The sequence below is a fragment of the Ensifer sp. NM-2 genome (assembly GCF_003024455.1).
Taxonomy (GTDB): domain Bacteria; phylum Pseudomonadota; class Alphaproteobacteria; order Rhizobiales; family Rhizobiaceae; genus Ensifer; species Ensifer canadensis.
In genome coordinates this window covers 145,592-161,463 of record NZ_PVZR01000009.1, presented here as the reverse complement: position 1 = coordinate 161,463, position 15,872 = coordinate 145,592, and the positions used below count along the sequence as shown (strand labels likewise).

At 62.0% G+C, this 15,872-nt stretch carries 17 protein-coding genes and 1 pseudogene; 8 read left to right on the top strand and 10 right to left on the bottom strand.

The annotated features are described in order from the left end of the window. Positions 1-221: 221 nt before the first annotated feature. Together zigA and znuA are read right to left on the bottom strand one after the other, a co-directional pair. Positions 222-1,424 (bottom strand): zinc metallochaperone GTPase ZigA, encoded by a 1,203-nt coding sequence (gene zigA / locus C6558_RS19330; RefSeq protein ID WP_084814290.1) that lies wholly within the window; start codon positions 1,422-1,424, stop codon positions 222-224. Between the two features lie 362 nt (positions 1,425-1,786). Further along, the gene (gene znuA / locus C6558_RS19325) at positions 1,787-2,812 is read right to left on the bottom strand and encodes a zinc ABC transporter substrate-binding protein ZnuA (protein ID WP_025427321.1); all 1,026 of its coding nucleotides are present in this window, start codon (positions 2,810-2,812) and stop codon (positions 1,787-1,789) included. A 203-nt stretch (positions 2,813-3,015) separates the two neighbouring features. On the opposite strand from znuA, the gene C6558_RS19320 reads away from it, so the two are divergent. From C6558_RS19320 to C6558_RS19310, 3 genes are read left to right on the top strand one after another with little or no spacing between them, the layout of a single operon-like run. Continuing rightward, a complete protein-coding gene (locus C6558_RS19320; RefSeq protein ID WP_107027599.1) occupies positions 3,016-3,921 on the top strand; it encodes an ATP-binding cassette domain-containing protein in 906 nt (301 codons plus the stop codon). Further along, positions 3,914-4,744: a zinc ABC transporter permease subunit ZnuB gene (gene znuB, locus C6558_RS19315; protein ID WP_084814289.1), complete on the top strand. Its 831-nt coding sequence runs from the start codon at positions 3,914-3,916 to the stop codon at positions 4,742-4,744. Before C6558_RS19320 ends, znuB begins: the two co-directional genes overlap by 8 nt. Then, on the top strand, positions 4,744-5,139 hold the full coding sequence (locus C6558_RS19310; protein ID WP_025427318.1) for a Fur family transcriptional regulator: 396 nt from the start codon (positions 4,744-4,746) through the stop codon (positions 5,137-5,139). The genes znuB and C6558_RS19310 overlap by 1 nt, the downstream gene beginning before the upstream one ends. Positions 5,140-5,237: 98 nt before the next feature. Here C6558_RS19310 and C6558_RS19305 read toward each other — a convergent pair whose 3' ends face one another. The 7 genes from C6558_RS19305 to C6558_RS19275 all read right to left on the bottom strand — a co-directional run bounded on the left by C6558_RS19305 (position 5,238) and on the right by C6558_RS19275 (position 9,105). Further along, a complete protein-coding gene (locus C6558_RS19305) occupies positions 5,238-5,768 on the bottom strand; it encodes a gamma carbonic anhydrase family protein (protein WP_025427317.1) in 531 nt (176 codons plus the stop codon). A 131-nt stretch (positions 5,769-5,899) separates the two neighbouring features. Then, the gene (locus C6558_RS19300; protein WP_025427316.1) at positions 5,900-6,586 is read right to left on the bottom strand and encodes a fumarylacetoacetate hydrolase family protein; all 687 of its coding nucleotides are present in this window, start codon (positions 6,584-6,586) and stop codon (positions 5,900-5,902) included. A 67-nt stretch (positions 6,587-6,653) separates the two neighbouring features. After that, positions 6,654-6,857 carry a hypothetical protein gene (locus tag C6558_RS19295; protein WP_025427315.1) on the bottom strand — a complete coding sequence of 68 codons (204 nt, stop codon included), beginning with the start codon at positions 6,855-6,857 and terminating at the stop codon, positions 6,654-6,656. Positions 6,858-7,228: 371 nt separating this feature from the next. Beyond that, positions 7,229-7,468 (bottom strand): DUF982 domain-containing protein, encoded by a 240-nt coding sequence (locus C6558_RS19290; RefSeq protein ID WP_025427314.1) that lies wholly within the window; start codon positions 7,466-7,468, stop codon positions 7,229-7,231. A gap of 168 nt (positions 7,469-7,636) precedes the next feature. Further along, positions 7,637-7,876: a hypothetical protein gene (locus tag C6558_RS19285; RefSeq protein WP_171519872.1), complete on the bottom strand. Its 240-nt coding sequence runs from the start codon at positions 7,874-7,876 to the stop codon at positions 7,637-7,639. Between the two features lie 221 nt (positions 7,877-8,097). Further along, the gene (locus C6558_RS19280; protein WP_057208715.1) at positions 8,098-8,481 is read right to left on the bottom strand and encodes a hypothetical protein; all 384 of its coding nucleotides are present in this window, start codon (positions 8,479-8,481) and stop codon (positions 8,098-8,100) included. A 162-nt stretch (positions 8,482-8,643) separates the two neighbouring features. After that, complete coding sequence (locus tag C6558_RS19275) at positions 8,644-9,105, bottom strand: DUF3828 domain-containing protein (RefSeq protein ID WP_063963317.1); 462 nt, start codon at positions 9,103-9,105, stop codon at positions 8,644-8,646. 452 nt (positions 9,106-9,557) lie between these two features. On the opposite strand from C6558_RS19275, the gene dusA reads away from it, so the two are divergent. Then, positions 9,558-10,649, top strand: a complete 1,092-nt coding sequence (dusA, locus tag C6558_RS19270; protein WP_025427310.1) for a tRNA dihydrouridine(20/20a) synthase DusA — start codon at positions 9,558-9,560, stop codon at positions 10,647-10,649. Between the two features lie 551 nt (positions 10,650-11,200). Here dusA and C6558_RS19265 read toward each other — a convergent pair. Further along, a complete protein-coding gene (locus C6558_RS19265) occupies positions 11,201-11,413 on the bottom strand; it encodes a cold-shock protein (RefSeq protein WP_025427309.1) in 213 nt (70 codons plus the stop codon). A gap of 1,087 nt (positions 11,414-12,500) precedes the next feature. Here C6558_RS19265 and C6558_RS19260 point away from each other — a divergent pair. From C6558_RS19260 to C6558_RS19245, 4 genes and pseudogenes are all read left to right on the top strand, one after another. After that, on the top strand, positions 12,501-13,070 hold the full coding sequence (locus C6558_RS19260) for a J domain-containing protein (RefSeq protein WP_107027611.1): 570 nt from the start codon (positions 12,501-12,503) through the stop codon (positions 13,068-13,070). Between the two features lie 469 nt (positions 13,071-13,539). Beyond that, positions 13,540-14,262 (top strand): LssY C-terminal domain-containing protein, encoded by a 723-nt coding sequence (locus tag C6558_RS19255; protein ID WP_025427307.1) that lies wholly within the window; start codon positions 13,540-13,542, stop codon positions 14,260-14,262. Positions 14,263-14,546: 284 nt separating this feature from the next. Further along, positions 14,547-15,302 carry a DUF4239 domain-containing protein gene (locus tag C6558_RS19250; RefSeq protein ID WP_057208713.1) on the top strand — a complete coding sequence of 252 codons (756 nt, stop codon included), beginning with the start codon at positions 14,547-14,549 and terminating at the stop codon, positions 15,300-15,302. Between the two features lie 12 nt (positions 15,303-15,314). After that, a pseudogene (locus tag C6558_RS19245) lies at positions 15,315-15,494 on the top strand (molecular chaperone DnaJ); the annotation flags it as partial. Positions 15,495-15,872 lie beyond the last annotated feature (378 nt).

Here is a 15,872-nt window from a genome sequence, read left to right as displayed (position 1 = left end):
TCCCTACACCGTCGTTCGACGCAGCGACGGAATGTCCGCGGCTTCAGTCCGACCCCGCTCTCCGAAAAGCAGTCGCTCCAGCGGGCCGGGCGGGGCGAGTGCCTCCTCCCCATTATCCTGTCCATCAAAGAACGGATCGAACATCGGCACGGGCCTGCCGGCGGCATTGAGGCCCATGCAGGTGAAGCGCGGTCGACGTGGTCTTGGACCGGCCGCCTGCATCAGGCCGCCCGCTGCGACCAGTTCGCGAAGGGATCGGGCAGATCCCGCCAACGGTCCGGCTGGAAGCTGGTGTCATTGACCAGGCAGGCGTCGAGTTCGGCCGTCAGCATCGCCTGATCCATGGGGTCGGCGCCGATGAAGACGATCTCCTGGCGGCGATCGCCCCAGACGGGATCGATGTAGGGACCGACAGCCTTCAGGAAGCCCGGGTCGCGCGGCCATTGCTCCCTAGGCACTGCCGCCCACCACAGGCCCATCTTTGATGTTCTGACCAGCGGCCCGGCCTGGCTCAGTTCGCCGACATGATAGGGTCGCGTCGCCAGCCAGAAGAAACCCTTGGCCCGCACCACGCCCTGCCAGGAGCGATTGAGAAACGCCTGGAACCGGGTGGGATCGAACGGGCGGCGGGCCTTGTAGACGAAGGAGCGGATGCCGTATTCCTCGGTTTCCGGAATATGATTCTTGAAACCATGCAGCTCCTTGTACCAGAGCGGGTGCTGTTCGGCCTTGGCAAGGTCGAAGCGGCCGGTGCCGAGCACGTCGCGCAGTTCCACCTGGCCGAAATCCACTTCCACCAGCTGCGCATCCGGGTTCAGCCCGACGATGATCTTGCGTGCGGCATCGCGCTGCTCTGATGTAGCCGTGCCGATCTTGTTGAGCACGACGACATCGGCGAACTCGATCTGCTCGACAAGCAAGTCGACCAATGTGCGGGTATCGCCTTCGCCTGCCGTCTCGCCGCGATCGGCAAGGAAATCGAGCGAGGAGTAGTCAGCAAGCAGATTGGCGGCATCGACCACGGTGACCATGGTGTCGAGGCGGGCGACGTCGGTAAGGCTTTCGCCATCCTCGTCGCGAAAATCGAAGGTGGTTGCGACGGGCAGGGGTTCGGAAATGCCGCTCGATTCGATCAGCAGGTAGTCGAAGCGGTTCTGTTCGGCGAGATCGCGGACTTCGCGCAGCAGATCGTCGCGCAGCGTGCAACAGATGCAGCCATTGGTCATTTCAACGAGCTGCTCTTCGGTGCGCGACAGGTTGGCGCCGCCGTCGCGGATCAACGCGGCGTCGATATTGATCTCGCTCATATCGTTGACGATGACGGCTACACGCAAGCCGTCGCGGTTGGACAGCACATGGTTGAGCAGCGTCGTCTTGCCGGCGCCAAGGAAGCCGGACAGCACGGTTACGGGAAGTCTTTCCATCGTTGTTTCCTGTATGTTATACCATTACGCTTGACGCGCCTATAAAAGGCGGACGCTTACGCCCGCCTGAACAATCCGGTCGCTCGTGGACTGGCTTTGCCATCGGCCGCGAGGCTTCGGCCTTGTGCGCCGGTCCTGCCTCGACCGGTCTCAGTCATCGGTTAGACCTGTCCGCCGGTCACTTCCGGGGCTTGATCTGTCCTTTCGTCATCCTCGGGCTTGACCCGAGGATCCAGCGGCTGAAAGCCCCACAGGGAGGCACGCTGGATGCTCGGGTCAAGCCCGAGCATGACGGAGAGGGGCGGCGCGTGGCGCGCCTTTGCCGCCTTGGGAGGACGGCTATGCCGCCTTGGGAGCACGGATCAGCTTGCCGAGGCGAGGCAGGTCTTGAGCGACGTGCCGATACCTTCCATCAGCTGGAAGTAGAGGTCCGGCCCGGCATCGAGCGTGGCCGCCTCTGGATCGAGCGTCCCGGATTTCGCCGGCGTGCCTTCGATCACCACATTGATCAGTTTCGGTTCGAACTGCGGTTCGGCAAAGACGCAGGTCGCACCCAGTTCCTTGATCTTGGCGTGGATCTGCGACAGCCGATCGGCGCCGGGCAGAACCTCCGGGCTGACCGTGATCGAGCCCGCCACCCGCACCTGGTAGCGATGCTCGAAATACTGATAGGCATCGTGGAAGACGACGAAGGGCTTGTCCTTCACCGGCGCGACGGTTGCGACCAGGCTCTTGTCCAGCGCGTCGAGGCGCTGGTTGAGTTTCTCGAGATTGGCCTTGTAGGCGCCGGCATTGTCCGGGTCGGCCTCTGTGAGCGTCTTTTCGATCTCGGCTGCCATCGCCCTAGCATTTTGCGGGTCGAGCCACAGGTGCATGTCGAAGCCTTCGTGATCATGGCCCTCATGCGCATGATCGTGGTCATCTGCGGCAGCAGCCTCGGGAGCTGCGGCATCGTCGTGTTCCGCTTCGCCCTCGGCGTGCTTGTGGCCCTCCTCACCATGGCCCTCGTCGTCGTGATCATGCGCCTCGAAGGCGCCGCCTTCGCGGAACTTCAGCTTCTCAAGACCCGGCGCTTCGCTGAGCTCCACCACCTTGGCGCCGCCGCTCAGCGCATCGAGCGGCTTGTCGAGGAAGGCTTCGAGCCCCGGGCCGACCCAGAAGACCACCTTGGCCGCCTGCAGCGCCGCGGCGTTCGACGGTTTCATGTTGTAGGTATGGGGCGAAGCAGCACCCTCGACGATCAGCGACGGTTCGCCGACGCCCTGCATGATCGAAGCGACGAGCGAGTGGACAGGCTTGATCGAAGCCACCACATTGGGGCCGGCCGCTGCAACGGGCGAAGACAGCAGGATTGTGGAGGCAAAGAGCAGGGCGGAAGACGATTTCATCGGTTTCTCCGGGCTTGAATGTCACGCAAGGCCCTGAACCGACTATCGTTTTCGGCCAGGGACAGGCGCAGTTCGGACACTTGAAACACCGAGCATACGTCCGGTTGAACGTGTCGATGTTTCAATGTAATGTTATTACATCAATTGCGTTATGCTATAACGTGTGCGATAGCCAGTGGCAACCGCCAATCCGGAATTTTTTGATGCTGAATTTCCGATCCCCAGAAACGACACCGCTGGTGCGGTTGAACAATGCCGGCGTCAGCCGCAACGGCCGCTGGCTGGTGCGTGGCGTGGAGTTTTCCATCAGCCCGGGCGAGATCGTCACGCTGATCGGCCCCAATGGCTCTGGCAAGTCAACGACCGCGAAGACGGCGATCGGCGTGCTGAAGGCCGACGAAGGTTTTGTCGAGCGCAAGCCGGGCCTGAAGGTCGGCTATGTCCCGCAGAAGCTTGCAGTCGACTGGACGCTGCCCTTGACAGTCGAACGGCTGATGACGCTGACCGGCCCGCTGAAGGGCAGGGAGATCGAGGAGGCGCTGTCGGCGACCGGCGTTCTGCATCTGGCGAAAGCCGAGGTGCAGCATCTGTCGGGCGGTGAATTCCAGCGGGCGTTGCTCGCGCGGGCGATCGCCCGCAAGCCGGACCTGCTGGTGCTCGACGAACCGGTGCAGGGCGTCGACTTCAGCGGTGAGATCGCGCTCTACGAACTGATCAAGCAGATCCGCAACCGCACCGGCTGCGGCATCCTGCTGATCTCGCACGATCTGCATATCGTCATGGCCGAAACCGACACGGTCGTCTGCCTCAATGGCCATGTCTGCTGCCGCGGCACGCCGCAGGCCGTCAGCCAGAGCCCGGAGTACCAGAAGCTGTTCGGCAGGCGCGCTGCCAGCACGCTTGCGGTCTACAGCCACAATCACGACCACACGCTTCTGCCTGACGGGCGCGTGCTGCATGCTGATGGTTCGATCACCGAGCACTGTTACCCGGGCGACGGCCATCACCACGACGAGGACGACAACGTGCATGACCATGGCGAGGATTGCGGCTGCGGCCACCACACCCGCCTGCATGGCTTCGAGGTGAAGGAGAAGCGCGATGCTTGACGATTTCTTCGTCCGGGCGCTGATCGCCGGCATCGGTATCGCCGTGATGGCGGGGCCGCTCGGCTGCTTCGTCATCTGGCGGCGCATGGCCTATTTCGGCGATACCATGGCGCATTCGGCGCTGCTGGGTGTGGCGCTGTCGCTGCTTCTCGATCTCAACCTGATGGTGGCGGTGTTCATCGTTGCGGCTGCCGTGTCGATATTACTGCTGTTCCTGCAGCGGCGCGGGGCGCTGTCGACCGATGCGCTGCTCGGCATCCTGTCGCATTCGGCGCTGTCGATCGGCCTCGTCATCGTCGCCTTCATGACCTGGGTGCGCATCGATCTCGTCGGCTTTCTCTTCGGCGACATTCTCGCTGTGTCGGAATCCGACATCTACATCATCTGGGGCGGCGGCATCCTGGTGATCTTCGCGATCGTCTATCTCTGGCGGCCGCTGCTGGCCTCCACGGTCAATCCTGAACTCGCCGAGGCCGAGGGCATGAAGCCGGAGCGGGCGCGGTTGTTCTTCATGCTGTTGATGGCGCTGGTGATCGCCATCGCCATGAAGATCGTCGGCATCCTCTTGATCACCTCGCTGCTGATCATCCCGGCGGCCACAGCCCGCCGCTTTGCGACGTCGCCGGAAATAATGGCGGTTCTTGCCTCGGTGATCGGTGCGCTTGCCGTTACCGGTGGGCTTTTCGGTTCGCTGCACTGGGACACGCCGTCGGGACCGTCTATCGTCGTTGCTGCACTTGCGCTTTTCGTACTGAGTCTGCTGCCGATCGGGCGGCGTCGGTTGGAGACAGCGTCTCATTCCACGCCTGGAGGGCATCATTGATGACGACCCCGCAACTGACCAAGAACCAGACGATGGTGATGAATGCGCTCAGCCATTCCGAAGGCCCCTTGAGCGCCTACACAATCCTCGACAAGCTGCGCGACCAGGGGTTTCGCGCGCCACTGCAGGTCTATCGCGCGCTCGACAAGCTGCTCGAGTATGGCCTCGTGCACCGGCTCGAAAGCCTCAACGCCTTCGTTGCCTGCACATGCCCGCACGAGCACGAGCATGATCACGGGGTCACGGCGTTTACGATCTGCGAGGGGTGTGGGCAGGTAACCGAGTTCCACGACACCGCGATCGAGCAGCGGTTGTCGGCGCTGACGCGTGCACAGAACTTCAAGACGGAAAAGACCACCATCGAGATCCGTGGTCACTGCCAGAGCTGCGCCTGACTGAGCGCGGCGGGCTCGTCGCGCTTAGAGCAATTCCAGGAAAAGTGCGAAGCGGTTTTCCGTCAGCGTTTTGTGACTCCGTTTAAACCGGAAACGCTCTAGTCGAGCTTCGTCAGCTGCATCGCATAGCGCTGCCAGTTCTTGACGTAGTGGCTGGCCGAGCGCTTCAGCCCTTCGACGGCGGCATCGTCAAGCGTGCGGATGGCCTTGGCGGGCGCGCCGACGATCAGCGAATTGTCGGGGAACTCCTTGCCCTCGGTCACCAGCGCATTTGCGCCGACCAGGCAGTTGCGGCCGATCTTCGCACCGTTCAGCACCGTTGCGCCCATGCCGATCAGCGAGTTGTCGCCGATGGTGCAGCCGTGGATGATGGCGCCATGACCGATGGTGCAGCCTTCGCCGATGGTCACGGGAAAGCCGGGGTCGACGTGAATGACGGTGTTTTCCTGGATATTGGTGCGGGCGCCAAGCCGGATCAGCTCGTTGTCGCCGCGCAGCGTGGCGCCGAACCAGATGCCGACATCCTCGCCGATTTCCACCTGGCCGATGATGTTGGCATCAGGCGCCACCCAGTAGCTGCCCTCAGTAGGCGTTTGCGGACGCAGCGGTCCAAGGGCATAGAGCGGCATCGGGCAATCCTTGTTGTTGGAGCATTCCCTGAAACCGCGTGCAGCGCTTCCTTTATCGGGAGATGCGTCAAGACAATGCGATGGGGCGCTTCCGCGATGCGTTCCGAAACGAAAGCGGAAGCGCTCCGATCTTAGAGAACGGTAACGGCAAGCGCCGCGACGCCATCGACGCCGCAGGTCACCGCGTCGCCGCGCACCACCGGACCGACACCCGAAGGGGTCCCGGTCATGATGATGTCGCCGGGGGCGAGCGTGAACAGCCGTGAAAGCTCCGAGATGACTTCGGGTATCTTCCAGATCATCTGCTCGAGATCGCCCTGCTGGCGTAGCTCGCCATTGACCTTCAGCCAGATATTGCCGTTGACGGGATGACCGATCGCCTCGACCGGCACGATCTCGGAAACAGGCGCCGAATGTTCGAAGGCCTTGGCCGCTGCCCAGGGCTTGCCCGCCTTCTTGGCCTCGGCCTGCAGGTCGCGGCGGGTGAAGTCGATGCCAACAGCATAGCCGTAGACGCAGTCGAGCGCCTGTTCGACAGGGATGTCGGCGCCGCCGCTTTTCAAGGCGACAACCAGCTCGACCTCATGGTGCACATCGGCCGTGCGCGGCGGATAGGGGAAGGTCTTATCGGCCACCAGCAGGTTGTCCGGGTTCTTCTGGAAGAAGAACGGCGGTTCGCGATCCGGGTCGTGACCCATCTCGATGGCGTGGGCCGCATAGTTGCGGCCCACGCAATAGACCCGGCGCACCGGAAAACCCACGAGGCTACCGGCGATCGGCAACAGGACGGGTGGTGAAGGTGGAATGACTGTTTGCATGATTGTCCGGCTGTTTCGAATCCCAGCCGGACGTTAACACCCTGTTCGGGTGCTGCAAGGGTTTATCTCAGGCGCAGCAGGCGTAGGCTTGCAACTGGGCGCGCGTGAGAAACCGTCCATCCGACCGAGAGTTCAGTTCCGGATGGCTGTATTCGAGGCTCGGTACTTGAAGTTCCAGGGCTTGGCGCACGGTCATGATGCCGACATCGCGACGATCGCCGTCGCGCTTCACACTGACTTCAACGATGCGATAGAGATTCTGCTCGCTCATGATATCTCTCCCGTTTTCGTTGTCCCTTTTTTCTGGGACATTATGCTTTTTCCCTTGATGGGACTCAGACGCTTCGAAATTGGTTTTTGTGAGGCACCTCATGATATAGCGCAGAGAAATGAAGGCTTCACGACAGAAATCGGGCCATTTCCGGGAAATTTGCGTGCTATTTGAAGATGCTGCGCCGAATCGGCACGGTAACTCCACCACCGGATGCCATGCTCAGGCACTGTCTGGGGCGCGATCGCGCCGCCGCAAGTCATTTCTTCCAAGAGGGCGCAGATGCCAATCAACAGGCCCTCCGGCGTGCTCTTCGCATGCCAACGGCAAGGGGCGAGTGCAGGGCACTCAATGCGGGTGGCAAATGCCTCTTAATGCGCTTTCAATTCGGCTTCATTTGCAGCCGAGATGAACAGCGATCGCGCTTCTTCCACCGTGCGACGGCCGTCGATGGCGGCGCGGCAGGCGCTGCGGGCGGCGACGTAACTCGGTCCGCGCCGCGGCCAATGGTCGGCAAGGCAGGCAAGCGCGTCTGACGGGCCCTTGACGGTGCGGACATCGCCCGTCACGAAGTCGAGTTCGATCGGCTGGTTCCAGATGATTTGATGCATGCGTCTCCTCCTCGAGATCATCTCAATGAATGTCGGCATCGCGACTGCTTGCGACAGGGCTCCTCCCACGCGGCAAGGGTCAACTGTGCTAATGTAGCGCAGGATAACGCTTTTGTAAGCAGCTTTTCCGGGTGCGTCTTGCCGAAGCACAACCGCTGGACTTCGCCCCTAGGCCGAGGTCGATGTCTCCGCCAAGCGTGAGGCGAACAAGCGGCCGACGACAAGCAGCAATTGCTCATTGGTCGTGCCGGCCAGATATTCGTCGATCAGCATGCGTGCATGGCGGCGGGCACGGGCGCTGTCGCGCGGCCAGTGTTGCTCGGCGCAGATGTTGTCGAAGACGCGCTGCAGCGTGTCGATATCAGGCTGCGACAGCGCGATACATTGTGTCGAGCGCAAAGGGTTCACGTCTTTCTCCCCCGGCACCCAAGCCCCGGTGCCCGGCGAACTATGCCATAACCCCCCATAATAGAACCCCTTGGGAATAAGGGGTTCGCGAAGCGGATTGGAGAGAAAGCTCGATCAGCGCCAGGCGCTCGTCTGGACGGGCAGGGCGAATTTCGAGCGCGGGCATCTCCGCCTTTCTGAAGCATTGCCGCGACGCTGGTGCCCGCAGCGCTGTCGCCGGTTCAGGCCGGTCCGACGCCTGCCACCTTGGTCTGGCGGCCGCCTTCCTCGATCCTGACATAGTCGGGTCCGATCCGGGCGAATTGGTCGCAGCGCCTGCCACCATCCTCGAAGGTGATGCAGACTTCGTCGCCCGCAATCGTGTAGGTTCCGCCGTCGCGCACTTCGTAATCGCGGTAGCCATATCGGCCGTCGGCAAAATAGGAGGAGACGACGCCGTTAATGGTGTAGCGCAGCGACTTGCCGACGATAAGGGCCTGAAGATCGGTGCCGGAGAGCGTCGGCACGGAAGGCGGTTTCGGCTTCGCGATCTCCTGATCCTCGAGCGCCACTGACTGGCAACCCGCGAGCTGGAGGGTGAGGAGTGCCACGATCGCACGTTTCATGCCGTCTTCCCTTGTTCCTGCCTTCTGTATCGATACAGGGACGCTGCCCTAATCGCCTGTGATACCGCCTGTCAAGCCGAAGATGCTTGCGTCTGGTTGTTTGCGCGGCCCGGCCACCTGCGAATTCGTTTCCGTGCTGCGGTTCGAGCCATATCTACCGCTTCAATATTGCGCGTTGGCGAAGATCTCGCTCAACGTCCACCGGGTATCGCCCTCGGTGCTTTCGATGTCGTCGACCTGCCAGTTTCCGGCTTCGTTCATCAGACTGTAGCGCAGGGTGACGGGCGCCGAAAAATTCTCGAAGCGCACGGTGACGACAGCGGATGGGCCGGTGATTTCGGCCTTGCCGATGCGCAGGTTGGCGATGTCCCAATCCTGCCCGTTGATGACGGGGTCGAAGCCGATGGCGCCGACCTCACCCTGGCTCTTCTCCGCGTCGGTCTCGTAAAGCTTGGTGAGATCGTTGGAGAAAAACGCGTCGCGCTCCGAGGTGTCGCCGTCGCCAAGATATGGCGCATAGAGCGCCTCGATGAGCGCGGTCGGGGACCTGAATGGCTGAGCCCAGGCGCCTGTTGCAACCGCCGTCGCAAGCCCCAGCACAAAAGCAAATATGACATTTTGCATGAATGGTCCCCGATCGAGTCGCCTGTGATTTTTTATCAAGGATGACGGCTCGAGCGTGAGCCATTTTTGGTGCGTTTTTGCGCCCGGCTTTCCGGCCCCGCCGAACTGCCTCCGCCCGACGAAGGCTTCGGATGTCGCGACGCAAGTCTTGCAGGCGGCAGGGCGCAAGCCATCAAAGTCTGCCAGAAACTCTGGCGCGAAATGAAGCGTCTGTCGCAACAGCCCGTGGCGTTGCCGGCATTTCTGATCCGAAGCGTCCCGCCGTGCCGTTCGCGTGAGCAGCCACGCCCGATGACGGCGATCCGCAGCCAGGAGCCTTGCTGCCCGTCAAAGGCTCGCTTTCTTGCCTGCGCCATTATATAAGCCGGCAACGGTACAAGACGCTGGCCGTCGGCGGGCGCGTGGCCATCGCGCTGCCCTTTGCCGCCGCGAGCGAACAAGAGACAGAAGAAATGACTGAGAACGCAGCAAAATCTGCGGCCGGAAGAGCGTATTTCAAGGCTCCGATCTTCGCCGTGGCGCCGATGATCGACTGGACCGATCGGCACTACCGGTTTTTTGCGCGCCGGCTTTCGCGGCATGCGCTGCTCTATACCGAGATGATCGTCGCCGACGCGATCCTCAGGGGCGATCGGGTGAAGCTGCTCGGTTTTGATGCGTCGGAGCATCCGGTGGCGCTGCAGCTGGGCGGCAGCGATCCGCGCAAGATGGCGGAGGCGGCCCGCATTGCCGAAGCGTTCGGCTATGACGAAATCAACATGAATGTCGGCTGCCCGTCCGACCGGGTGCAATCCGGCACTTTTGGCGCCTGCCTGATGCAGGAGCCTGGCGTGGTGGCGGAATGCGTGGCGGCGATGAAGGCCACGGTCACGATCCCGGTGACGGTGAAATGCCGCATCGGCGTCGACGAGCAGGATCCGGAAGTGGCGTTGCGCGATCTGGTGTCGCGCGTCGTCGACGCCGGTACGGACGCGGTCTGGGTCCATGCCCGCAAAGCCTGGCTGCAGGGGCTCTCGCCCAAGGAAAACCGCGACATCCCGCCGCTCGACTACGCTCTCGTGCACCGGCTGAAGGCTGAAAACCCTAATCTTTTCATCGGCCTCAACGGCGGACTTCAGACTTTGAATCAGTCGCTTGACGAGCTCAAGCATCTCGATGGCGTGATGCTCGGTCGGGCCGCCTATCACGACAGCGCCATGCTTTCGTCGGTCGATGGCTTTTTCCCGCATCCGCTGACCGGCGCGCCGACGCTCATTCACGACGCTGCCGACTTCTCAGAGCGCGGCCACCGGCTGGACCTGTCCTTCTGGGCGGAATTGCGCGAAGCGATGGCCGATTATGCGGCCGGCCACATCGCCAATGGCGGCCGGCTCGCCCATGTCACGCGGCATATGGTCGGGCTGTTCCAGGGCTGGCCGGGTGCACGGCGCTACCGCCAGATCCTGTCGTCTGACGCCACCCGCCAAGGGGCTGGGCCGGAGGTCATCCACGCCGCCTTCGATGCCGTGTTCGAGGCGGCAGCCGCAAAGCAGGCGGCCGAGTAGGTCCGGAGACGTCGCGGAACGTCATCCTCTGCATGTCGCAGAGGGCCAGCGTCGGCACGGCCGGAATGTCTCACATGGCGACTAGGGACTGCGCCTACAGCTGCAACCTTGCGCCGCGGACGCGGCGCTGCTGGATTTCTGTGACGAGCACAGAAATGAGGGGCGACTTGTTCGAGGCAGAGCGGTGGCCCCGCTTGCTGGCCACATGGTGTGTTGTCGATCCTCACGGTGATCGAGAACGCCTGAGGCCAAATGAAAAGAGCTGGCGGACCCGCCAACATCGGCCGTCGTCCTCACACCGACGCGAGTCTCTCATTTGAGCCGGCGCCATACTCAGCCTTGAACCGCTGTCATCCTCGGCCTTGAGCCGATGATCCCCCTGGCCGCCCCGCGAATACTTGCGGATGCGGATGCCGAGGTCTCCTCGGTCGAAGCGAAGGCGGCTTCCGGCCAATGCGTCGGCACCCGCCCCGACACAAACCAACAGCCCAAGCGAAAACGGCGCCCCCTGGGGAGCGCCGCTTCCAAAAAGTCCAGTCGGACGATCCGGCTTACGAAGCCTGGATGTTGACGGCCTTCGGGCCCTTGCCCATGCGGTCAGCTTCGGTGTCGAACGTGACAACCTGGCCGTCCTTCAGCGTAGCAAGGCCAGCGGCCTGTACAGCGGAGATGTGGACGAATACGTCCTTAGCGCCGCCGTCCGGCGTGATGAAACCAAAACCCTTGTCCTGGTTGAAGAATTTTACGGTGCCCTTAGTGGCCATGGAAGAAGTCCTTTTCCTTCAGTCTTAAAGCTATACCCGCGCCCCCGTGAGGATGTGGGTGTGTCGTCTTCCGCATACAAGCGGATAGGCGTCGAGTAGTCACGATAACGGGGAAAGAACGTCCATTTGCCGCTTCCGGCCGGCCCGGCAAGCCGGGCACAAAAGAGAAAGTCCAGTCTCCGGGATTGAAAACGCCCGAACGGTAGCAGCAGTGACAGTATTTGCAAAAAAACGCAAGAGCCATTCGCGCGGCTTATTTCGGGAAAATGTGCCGCCAACCACAGCATTCTCAGGGGTTTTGGGCTTCTGCAATTCAAAGCGCCACAGCGACCTTGGCGCGTCTGATTAGACGCGCGGCGCTGTAGCGGCTGCCGCTTGGTGCAGACGAACGGCGAGGGGACGCAGAGCCGGGCGGGCTATCGGCGAGCATGTTGCAGACTGCCGCGTTCCGGCCGCTGGATGATCGCGATCTTGGTGTCATTCCTCAGCGGGCAACCATCGCCGCTATCGGCAAAAGTGGAAGAGGCGACCAAGGTTTTGGGGCAGGCGCGTGCCGCAGAAAAGAGCGAAGGTCACCCGCGGCGGGCGGAGTGCGTGTGAGGGCCGTTGATGGCGACGTCCGTTGATTGTCGCGGCCACGCGCGGGCCGATAAGCAGCCGAACAAGCGGGCCGAACGCGCATCGGTTTCCGCGTGCGCCAAGGTGCGTCGCCCTTCGATGGACCGCCTTCCGGCCATCGCTCCTGTTGCGGGCGACGCAGGTCACGTGGTCGGTTTGCGCCGTAACCATTGGTCCTGCATGGAAAAATCGGGGACGGCCCGTTTCCGACCACAATTTCGTCCCGACCACGGACGAACGTGCGCGCCGCCGCGTCGGAAGGGCGAGTGCTTCGGCGCGCCTCGACTTGATGAACGCGGCGCCCGGATGCGGTGATGATCCCATCACGCCGCATCAGCACTTGAACAAGTTTGGGATAACGCGCAGGCTTTACCGGTGATTGGTTCCGGTCTTCGGTTGCGTGCGTTAGGTCAGGCGGAGAAATCGGAATGCGAGACGAACAGGGGGCAGCGTGATCGATCCCTACGAGATGCTTGGCGTGGACCGCGACGCGAACGACCAGGCCATCCGCACGGCCTATCGCAAGGCGGCCAAGGCGGCCCATCCCGACTCGGGCGGCGATGCCGAGCAATTCGCCCGGCTGCAGGCGGTCTATGATCTCCTGAAGGATCCGGTGCGCCGCAAGGTCTTTGACGACACCGGCTACGACCCGCAGCTCGCCGAGCCGCGCGACCTCAAGGGCCTGATGATGCTGGAGACCCTGGTCAACGACTTCATTCTCGACGAGCGCGAGCCCGGCAGCTTCGACCCCGTCGCCGCCATGCGCCGCAAGCTTTCCGACGATATCGTCAAGAGCCGCTTCCACATCCTCGAGCTGGAGCGCCACCGCGCCCGCGTGCGAAAACACCTCGACCGCCTCGGCCGCCGGCCGGAAACCGACGTCCTCGGCTCGATGCTGCGCGCCCGCTCACGCTCGATCGCCGAGGCGATCAAGACCACCGAAGAGCAGATCAAGACGATCGAGCAGGCCTATGAAATGTTGGAAGGCTATTCCTACGAGCTGGAGGCGCTGGAGGTAAAGGCGCACGCCGCGGAGTAGCGCTGCTCGCATCTTGCCGCAGAAGGCAAGGGAGCCGTGCCGCTCGCCACTCGCGGCCCGACGCCGGCAGCCTGCGGACGTTCTGCCTCCAACTGGCCGTCACTGCGCTTGAAAACGCGGCGATCCGGTTCGCGTACAGCGCCGCGCGTCTTAATCAGACGCGCAAAGTCGCTGCAGCACTTTGAATGGCCGCCTGTTTTGCTATGGGCTTTGCGAGATGCAGGAATACTCGTCAACGGCGTGCAGCTGCAGCCGTCTGCACCATACTCGACGGTCGTTTTTGGGACACGCAAGGCGGTCGCGTCGGTTCAGAGCGCAGGGAATGAGTTTGCGGCGGTGGTGGCGGAACGGAGACGGGCTGGTGCAGGATCGGCATGACCATAACCACACGTTGCTTTCCTGGCTGTTTCAGGTTTAGCTGATATCGCCTTTAGCTGATATCACCGCACCGGGACTAGGGTGAACGCAGATGACCCGTCGCAGGAAACTTCATGCATCTCTGAGCGTCCTGGCGGTTGTGCTGGTCGCCTATCTGCTGGTCAGCTATTTCCTGCTGCCGGAGCTCTGGATCTTTCACGACAGGAGCCGGGTTGACGATTTTAGCGCCATGGTCACCACCACCGAGCAGGATATTCCCGGCGACCCTATCAACGTCGGCCTCGTTGGCTCCAAGGAACAGGTGATCCGCGCCTTCGCCGCGGCCGGCTGGGATCCGGCCGACAAGATAACCCTGCGATCCTCCGTCGACATCGGATTGAGCGTGGTGCTCGATCGGCCGGACCTCGATGCACCGGTCAGCCCTTTGTTCTTCGAGGGCCGGAAACAGGATCTGGCGTTTGAAAAGCCCGTCGGTAACAGCGCCGACGAGCGAAACCACGTGCGCTTCTGGCAGACCAAACATACCGGCTCGGATGGCAAGCCGCTTTGGCTCGGCTCGGCCAGCTTCGACCGCGGTGTCGGCTTCAGCCACGACACCGGCCAGATCACCCACCATATCGGCCCGAACCTGGACGCAGAGCGAGACTTGGTCATCGGCGATTTGCAAAAGGCCGGACAGGTTTCCTCGACCTACGACATCCCCGGCATAGGCGCCACCACGACCGGCCGCAACGGCGGTGGCGATCCCTATTTTACCGATGGCAAGGCGCTGGTTGGAGTGCTGGGGCAGGTGACGGCTGGCACTGGCGGCTAAAGCGTGGCCCGCAAGACGATGGCTCAAGCTCGGCGATGTCGTGAACTGACGACCGGGCTGCCGCGGATTCGAGACCGTCGGCCAACACCTCAGCCGTTGCGGACTTTGATAAAGTTCCTATCCTACAGCGCCGCGCATCTGACTAGATGGGCAAAGGTCGCTGTAGCACTTTGAACTGCTGCATGTTTCTTTAAAGCGAATAGGATTTAAGGAAACATGCAGTAGCCGCCCATGGGACGCGCCAGACGGACAGAGGGCAGTGGAATAACGGGAACGGGGCCGGAATGAGTGCGATCTTGATTGCCGTTGCCGCGTTCCTTTGCCTGAGTGTGGCGGCGCTTGGCATGATGCACCTCTATCCGAAGCTGCCGGCGCGTCATCGCGATGATGACACCAATACCGTCGTGCGGCTCGTTGCCAATATCTTCGTGGTCATGGCGTCGTTGGTCTTCGGCCTGATGATCAATTCGGCCAAGAATACGTTCGAGGGGATCGACGACAATGTGCATTCCTTCGCCATCAATCTGATCCTTCTCGACCGGACGCTCAGGACCTATGGCCTCGCCGGCAACGATGCGCGGCAATATCTGATCGCCTATGTAGAGGGGGTGATTGCCGATCCCGAAAGGGTCGACAATGTGCAGCACCAGGGACCCAATTCCACGCAACAGCGGCTGGATACGGTCGGTAACAGCCTCGCGGCCATTCAGCCCGCCGACAGCCTGCATGAATCCATGCTGGTGAGTGCCCGCCAGCAATATAACCGCATCGTCGAACAGCGCTGGACGATCGTCGAGCAATCGGAAGGCGCAATACCGATGCCCGTCATCGGCATGCTGATGGCGTGGATGACGCTGATCTTCGCCAGCTTCGGCTATCGCGCGCCGCAAAACGTCGTGGTCGTCGCCATGTTCGTGGTTTCGGCGATGTTCATCGCCGCCTCTGTCTATGTCGTGCTCGACATGGACATTCCGTTCACCGGCGCGATCCTGATTTCAGATGCGCCCCTGCATAGGGCGCTGGCGGAGATGAAGCTGTAGCGCGGAGCGGTGATGCATGCTGGGCTAGCCGCTGCCGTCCGCAAAGCTTTGCGCGATTCCGGGCAATTTGCCCGGCTGCAGGCGGCCTGCGTTCTCCTGAAGGATCTGGTGCGCCGGAAGATCCATGCCGACACCGGCTACGATCCGCAACTCGCCGAGCCGCGCGACCTCAAGGGCCTGATGATGCAGGAGCTTGATAGGCACAGGGGGGGTGGAGTTGAATTAGCCAGCCCATCATTCGATTAAGACGTGCGGGGGTACTCAAGCCATCGGGCCGGAGCGCGGTCTTATGGAAAGCTAAAGCAGAGGAAGCCCACGTGGCCGCATAAGGCAGTCCTGTTTGGCCAGGCCGCCTGAGGCGACGGAACTGGATGAGTTCAGTTCTGCCGAATGATTGACGACTCTGCGGCTGCTCTCCCAAAAAGAACTATGCTTTGATGTAGCGGAAGTTAAACGCAGATGCGTTCTCATTTACGGGTTTGATTCGACCGGAACCTCTCAGTTTCTGGAGTGCCAATTTAACTTTCTGCATATCATCCTCGCCGCGCGGTCATCTCGTCTGGTCAGGTT

Excerpts from the sequence above, each read along its gene's own strand:
- zigA (WP_084814290.1), bottom strand. The coding sequence starts at position 1,424 with ATGGAAAGACTTCCCGTAACCGTGCTGTCCGGCTTCCTTGGCGCCGGC.
- znuA (WP_025427321.1), bottom strand. The coding sequence starts at position 2,812 with ATGAAATCGTCTTCCGCCCTGCTCTTTGCCTCCACAATCCTGCTGTCT.
- C6558_RS19320 (WP_107027599.1), top strand. The coding sequence starts at position 3,016 with ATGCTGAATTTCCGATCCCCAGAAACGACACCGCTGGTGCGGTTGAAC.
- znuB (WP_084814289.1), top strand. The coding sequence starts at position 3,914 with ATGCTTGACGATTTCTTCGTCCGGGCGCTGATCGCCGGCATCGGTATC.
- C6558_RS19310 (WP_025427318.1), top strand. The coding sequence starts at position 4,744 with ATGACGACCCCGCAACTGACCAAGAACCAGACGATGGTGATGAATGCG.
- C6558_RS19305 (WP_025427317.1), bottom strand. The coding sequence starts at position 5,768 with ATGCCGCTCTATGCCCTTGGACCGCTGCGTCCGCAAACGCCTACTGAG.
- C6558_RS19300 (WP_025427316.1), bottom strand. The coding sequence starts at position 6,586 with ATGCAAACAGTCATTCCACCTTCACCACCCGTCCTGTTGCCGATCGCC.
- C6558_RS19295 (WP_025427315.1), bottom strand. The coding sequence starts at position 6,857 with ATGAGCGAGCAGAATCTCTATCGCATCGTTGAAGTCAGTGTGAAGCGC.
- C6558_RS19290 (WP_025427314.1), bottom strand. The coding sequence starts at position 7,468 with ATGCATCAAATCATCTGGAACCAGCCGATCGAACTCGACTTCGTGACG.
- C6558_RS19280 (WP_057208715.1), bottom strand. The coding sequence starts at position 8,481 with ATGAAACGTGCGATCGTGGCACTCCTCACCCTCCAGCTCGCGGGTTGC.
- C6558_RS19275 (WP_063963317.1), bottom strand. The coding sequence starts at position 9,105 with ATGCAAAATGTCATATTTGCTTTTGTGCTGGGGCTTGCGACGGCGGTT.
- dusA (WP_025427310.1), top strand. The coding sequence starts at position 9,558 with ATGACTGAGAACGCAGCAAAATCTGCGGCCGGAAGAGCGTATTTCAAG.
- C6558_RS19265 (WP_025427309.1), bottom strand. The coding sequence starts at position 11,413 with ATGGCCACTAAGGGCACCGTAAAATTCTTCAACCAGGACAAGGGTTTT.
- C6558_RS19260 (WP_107027611.1), top strand. The coding sequence starts at position 12,501 with ATGCTTGGCGTGGACCGCGACGCGAACGACCAGGCCATCCGCACGGCC.
- C6558_RS19255 (WP_025427307.1), top strand. The coding sequence starts at position 13,540 with ATGACCCGTCGCAGGAAACTTCATGCATCTCTGAGCGTCCTGGCGGTT.
- C6558_RS19250 (WP_057208713.1), top strand. The coding sequence starts at position 14,547 with ATGAGTGCGATCTTGATTGCCGTTGCCGCGTTCCTTTGCCTGAGTGTG.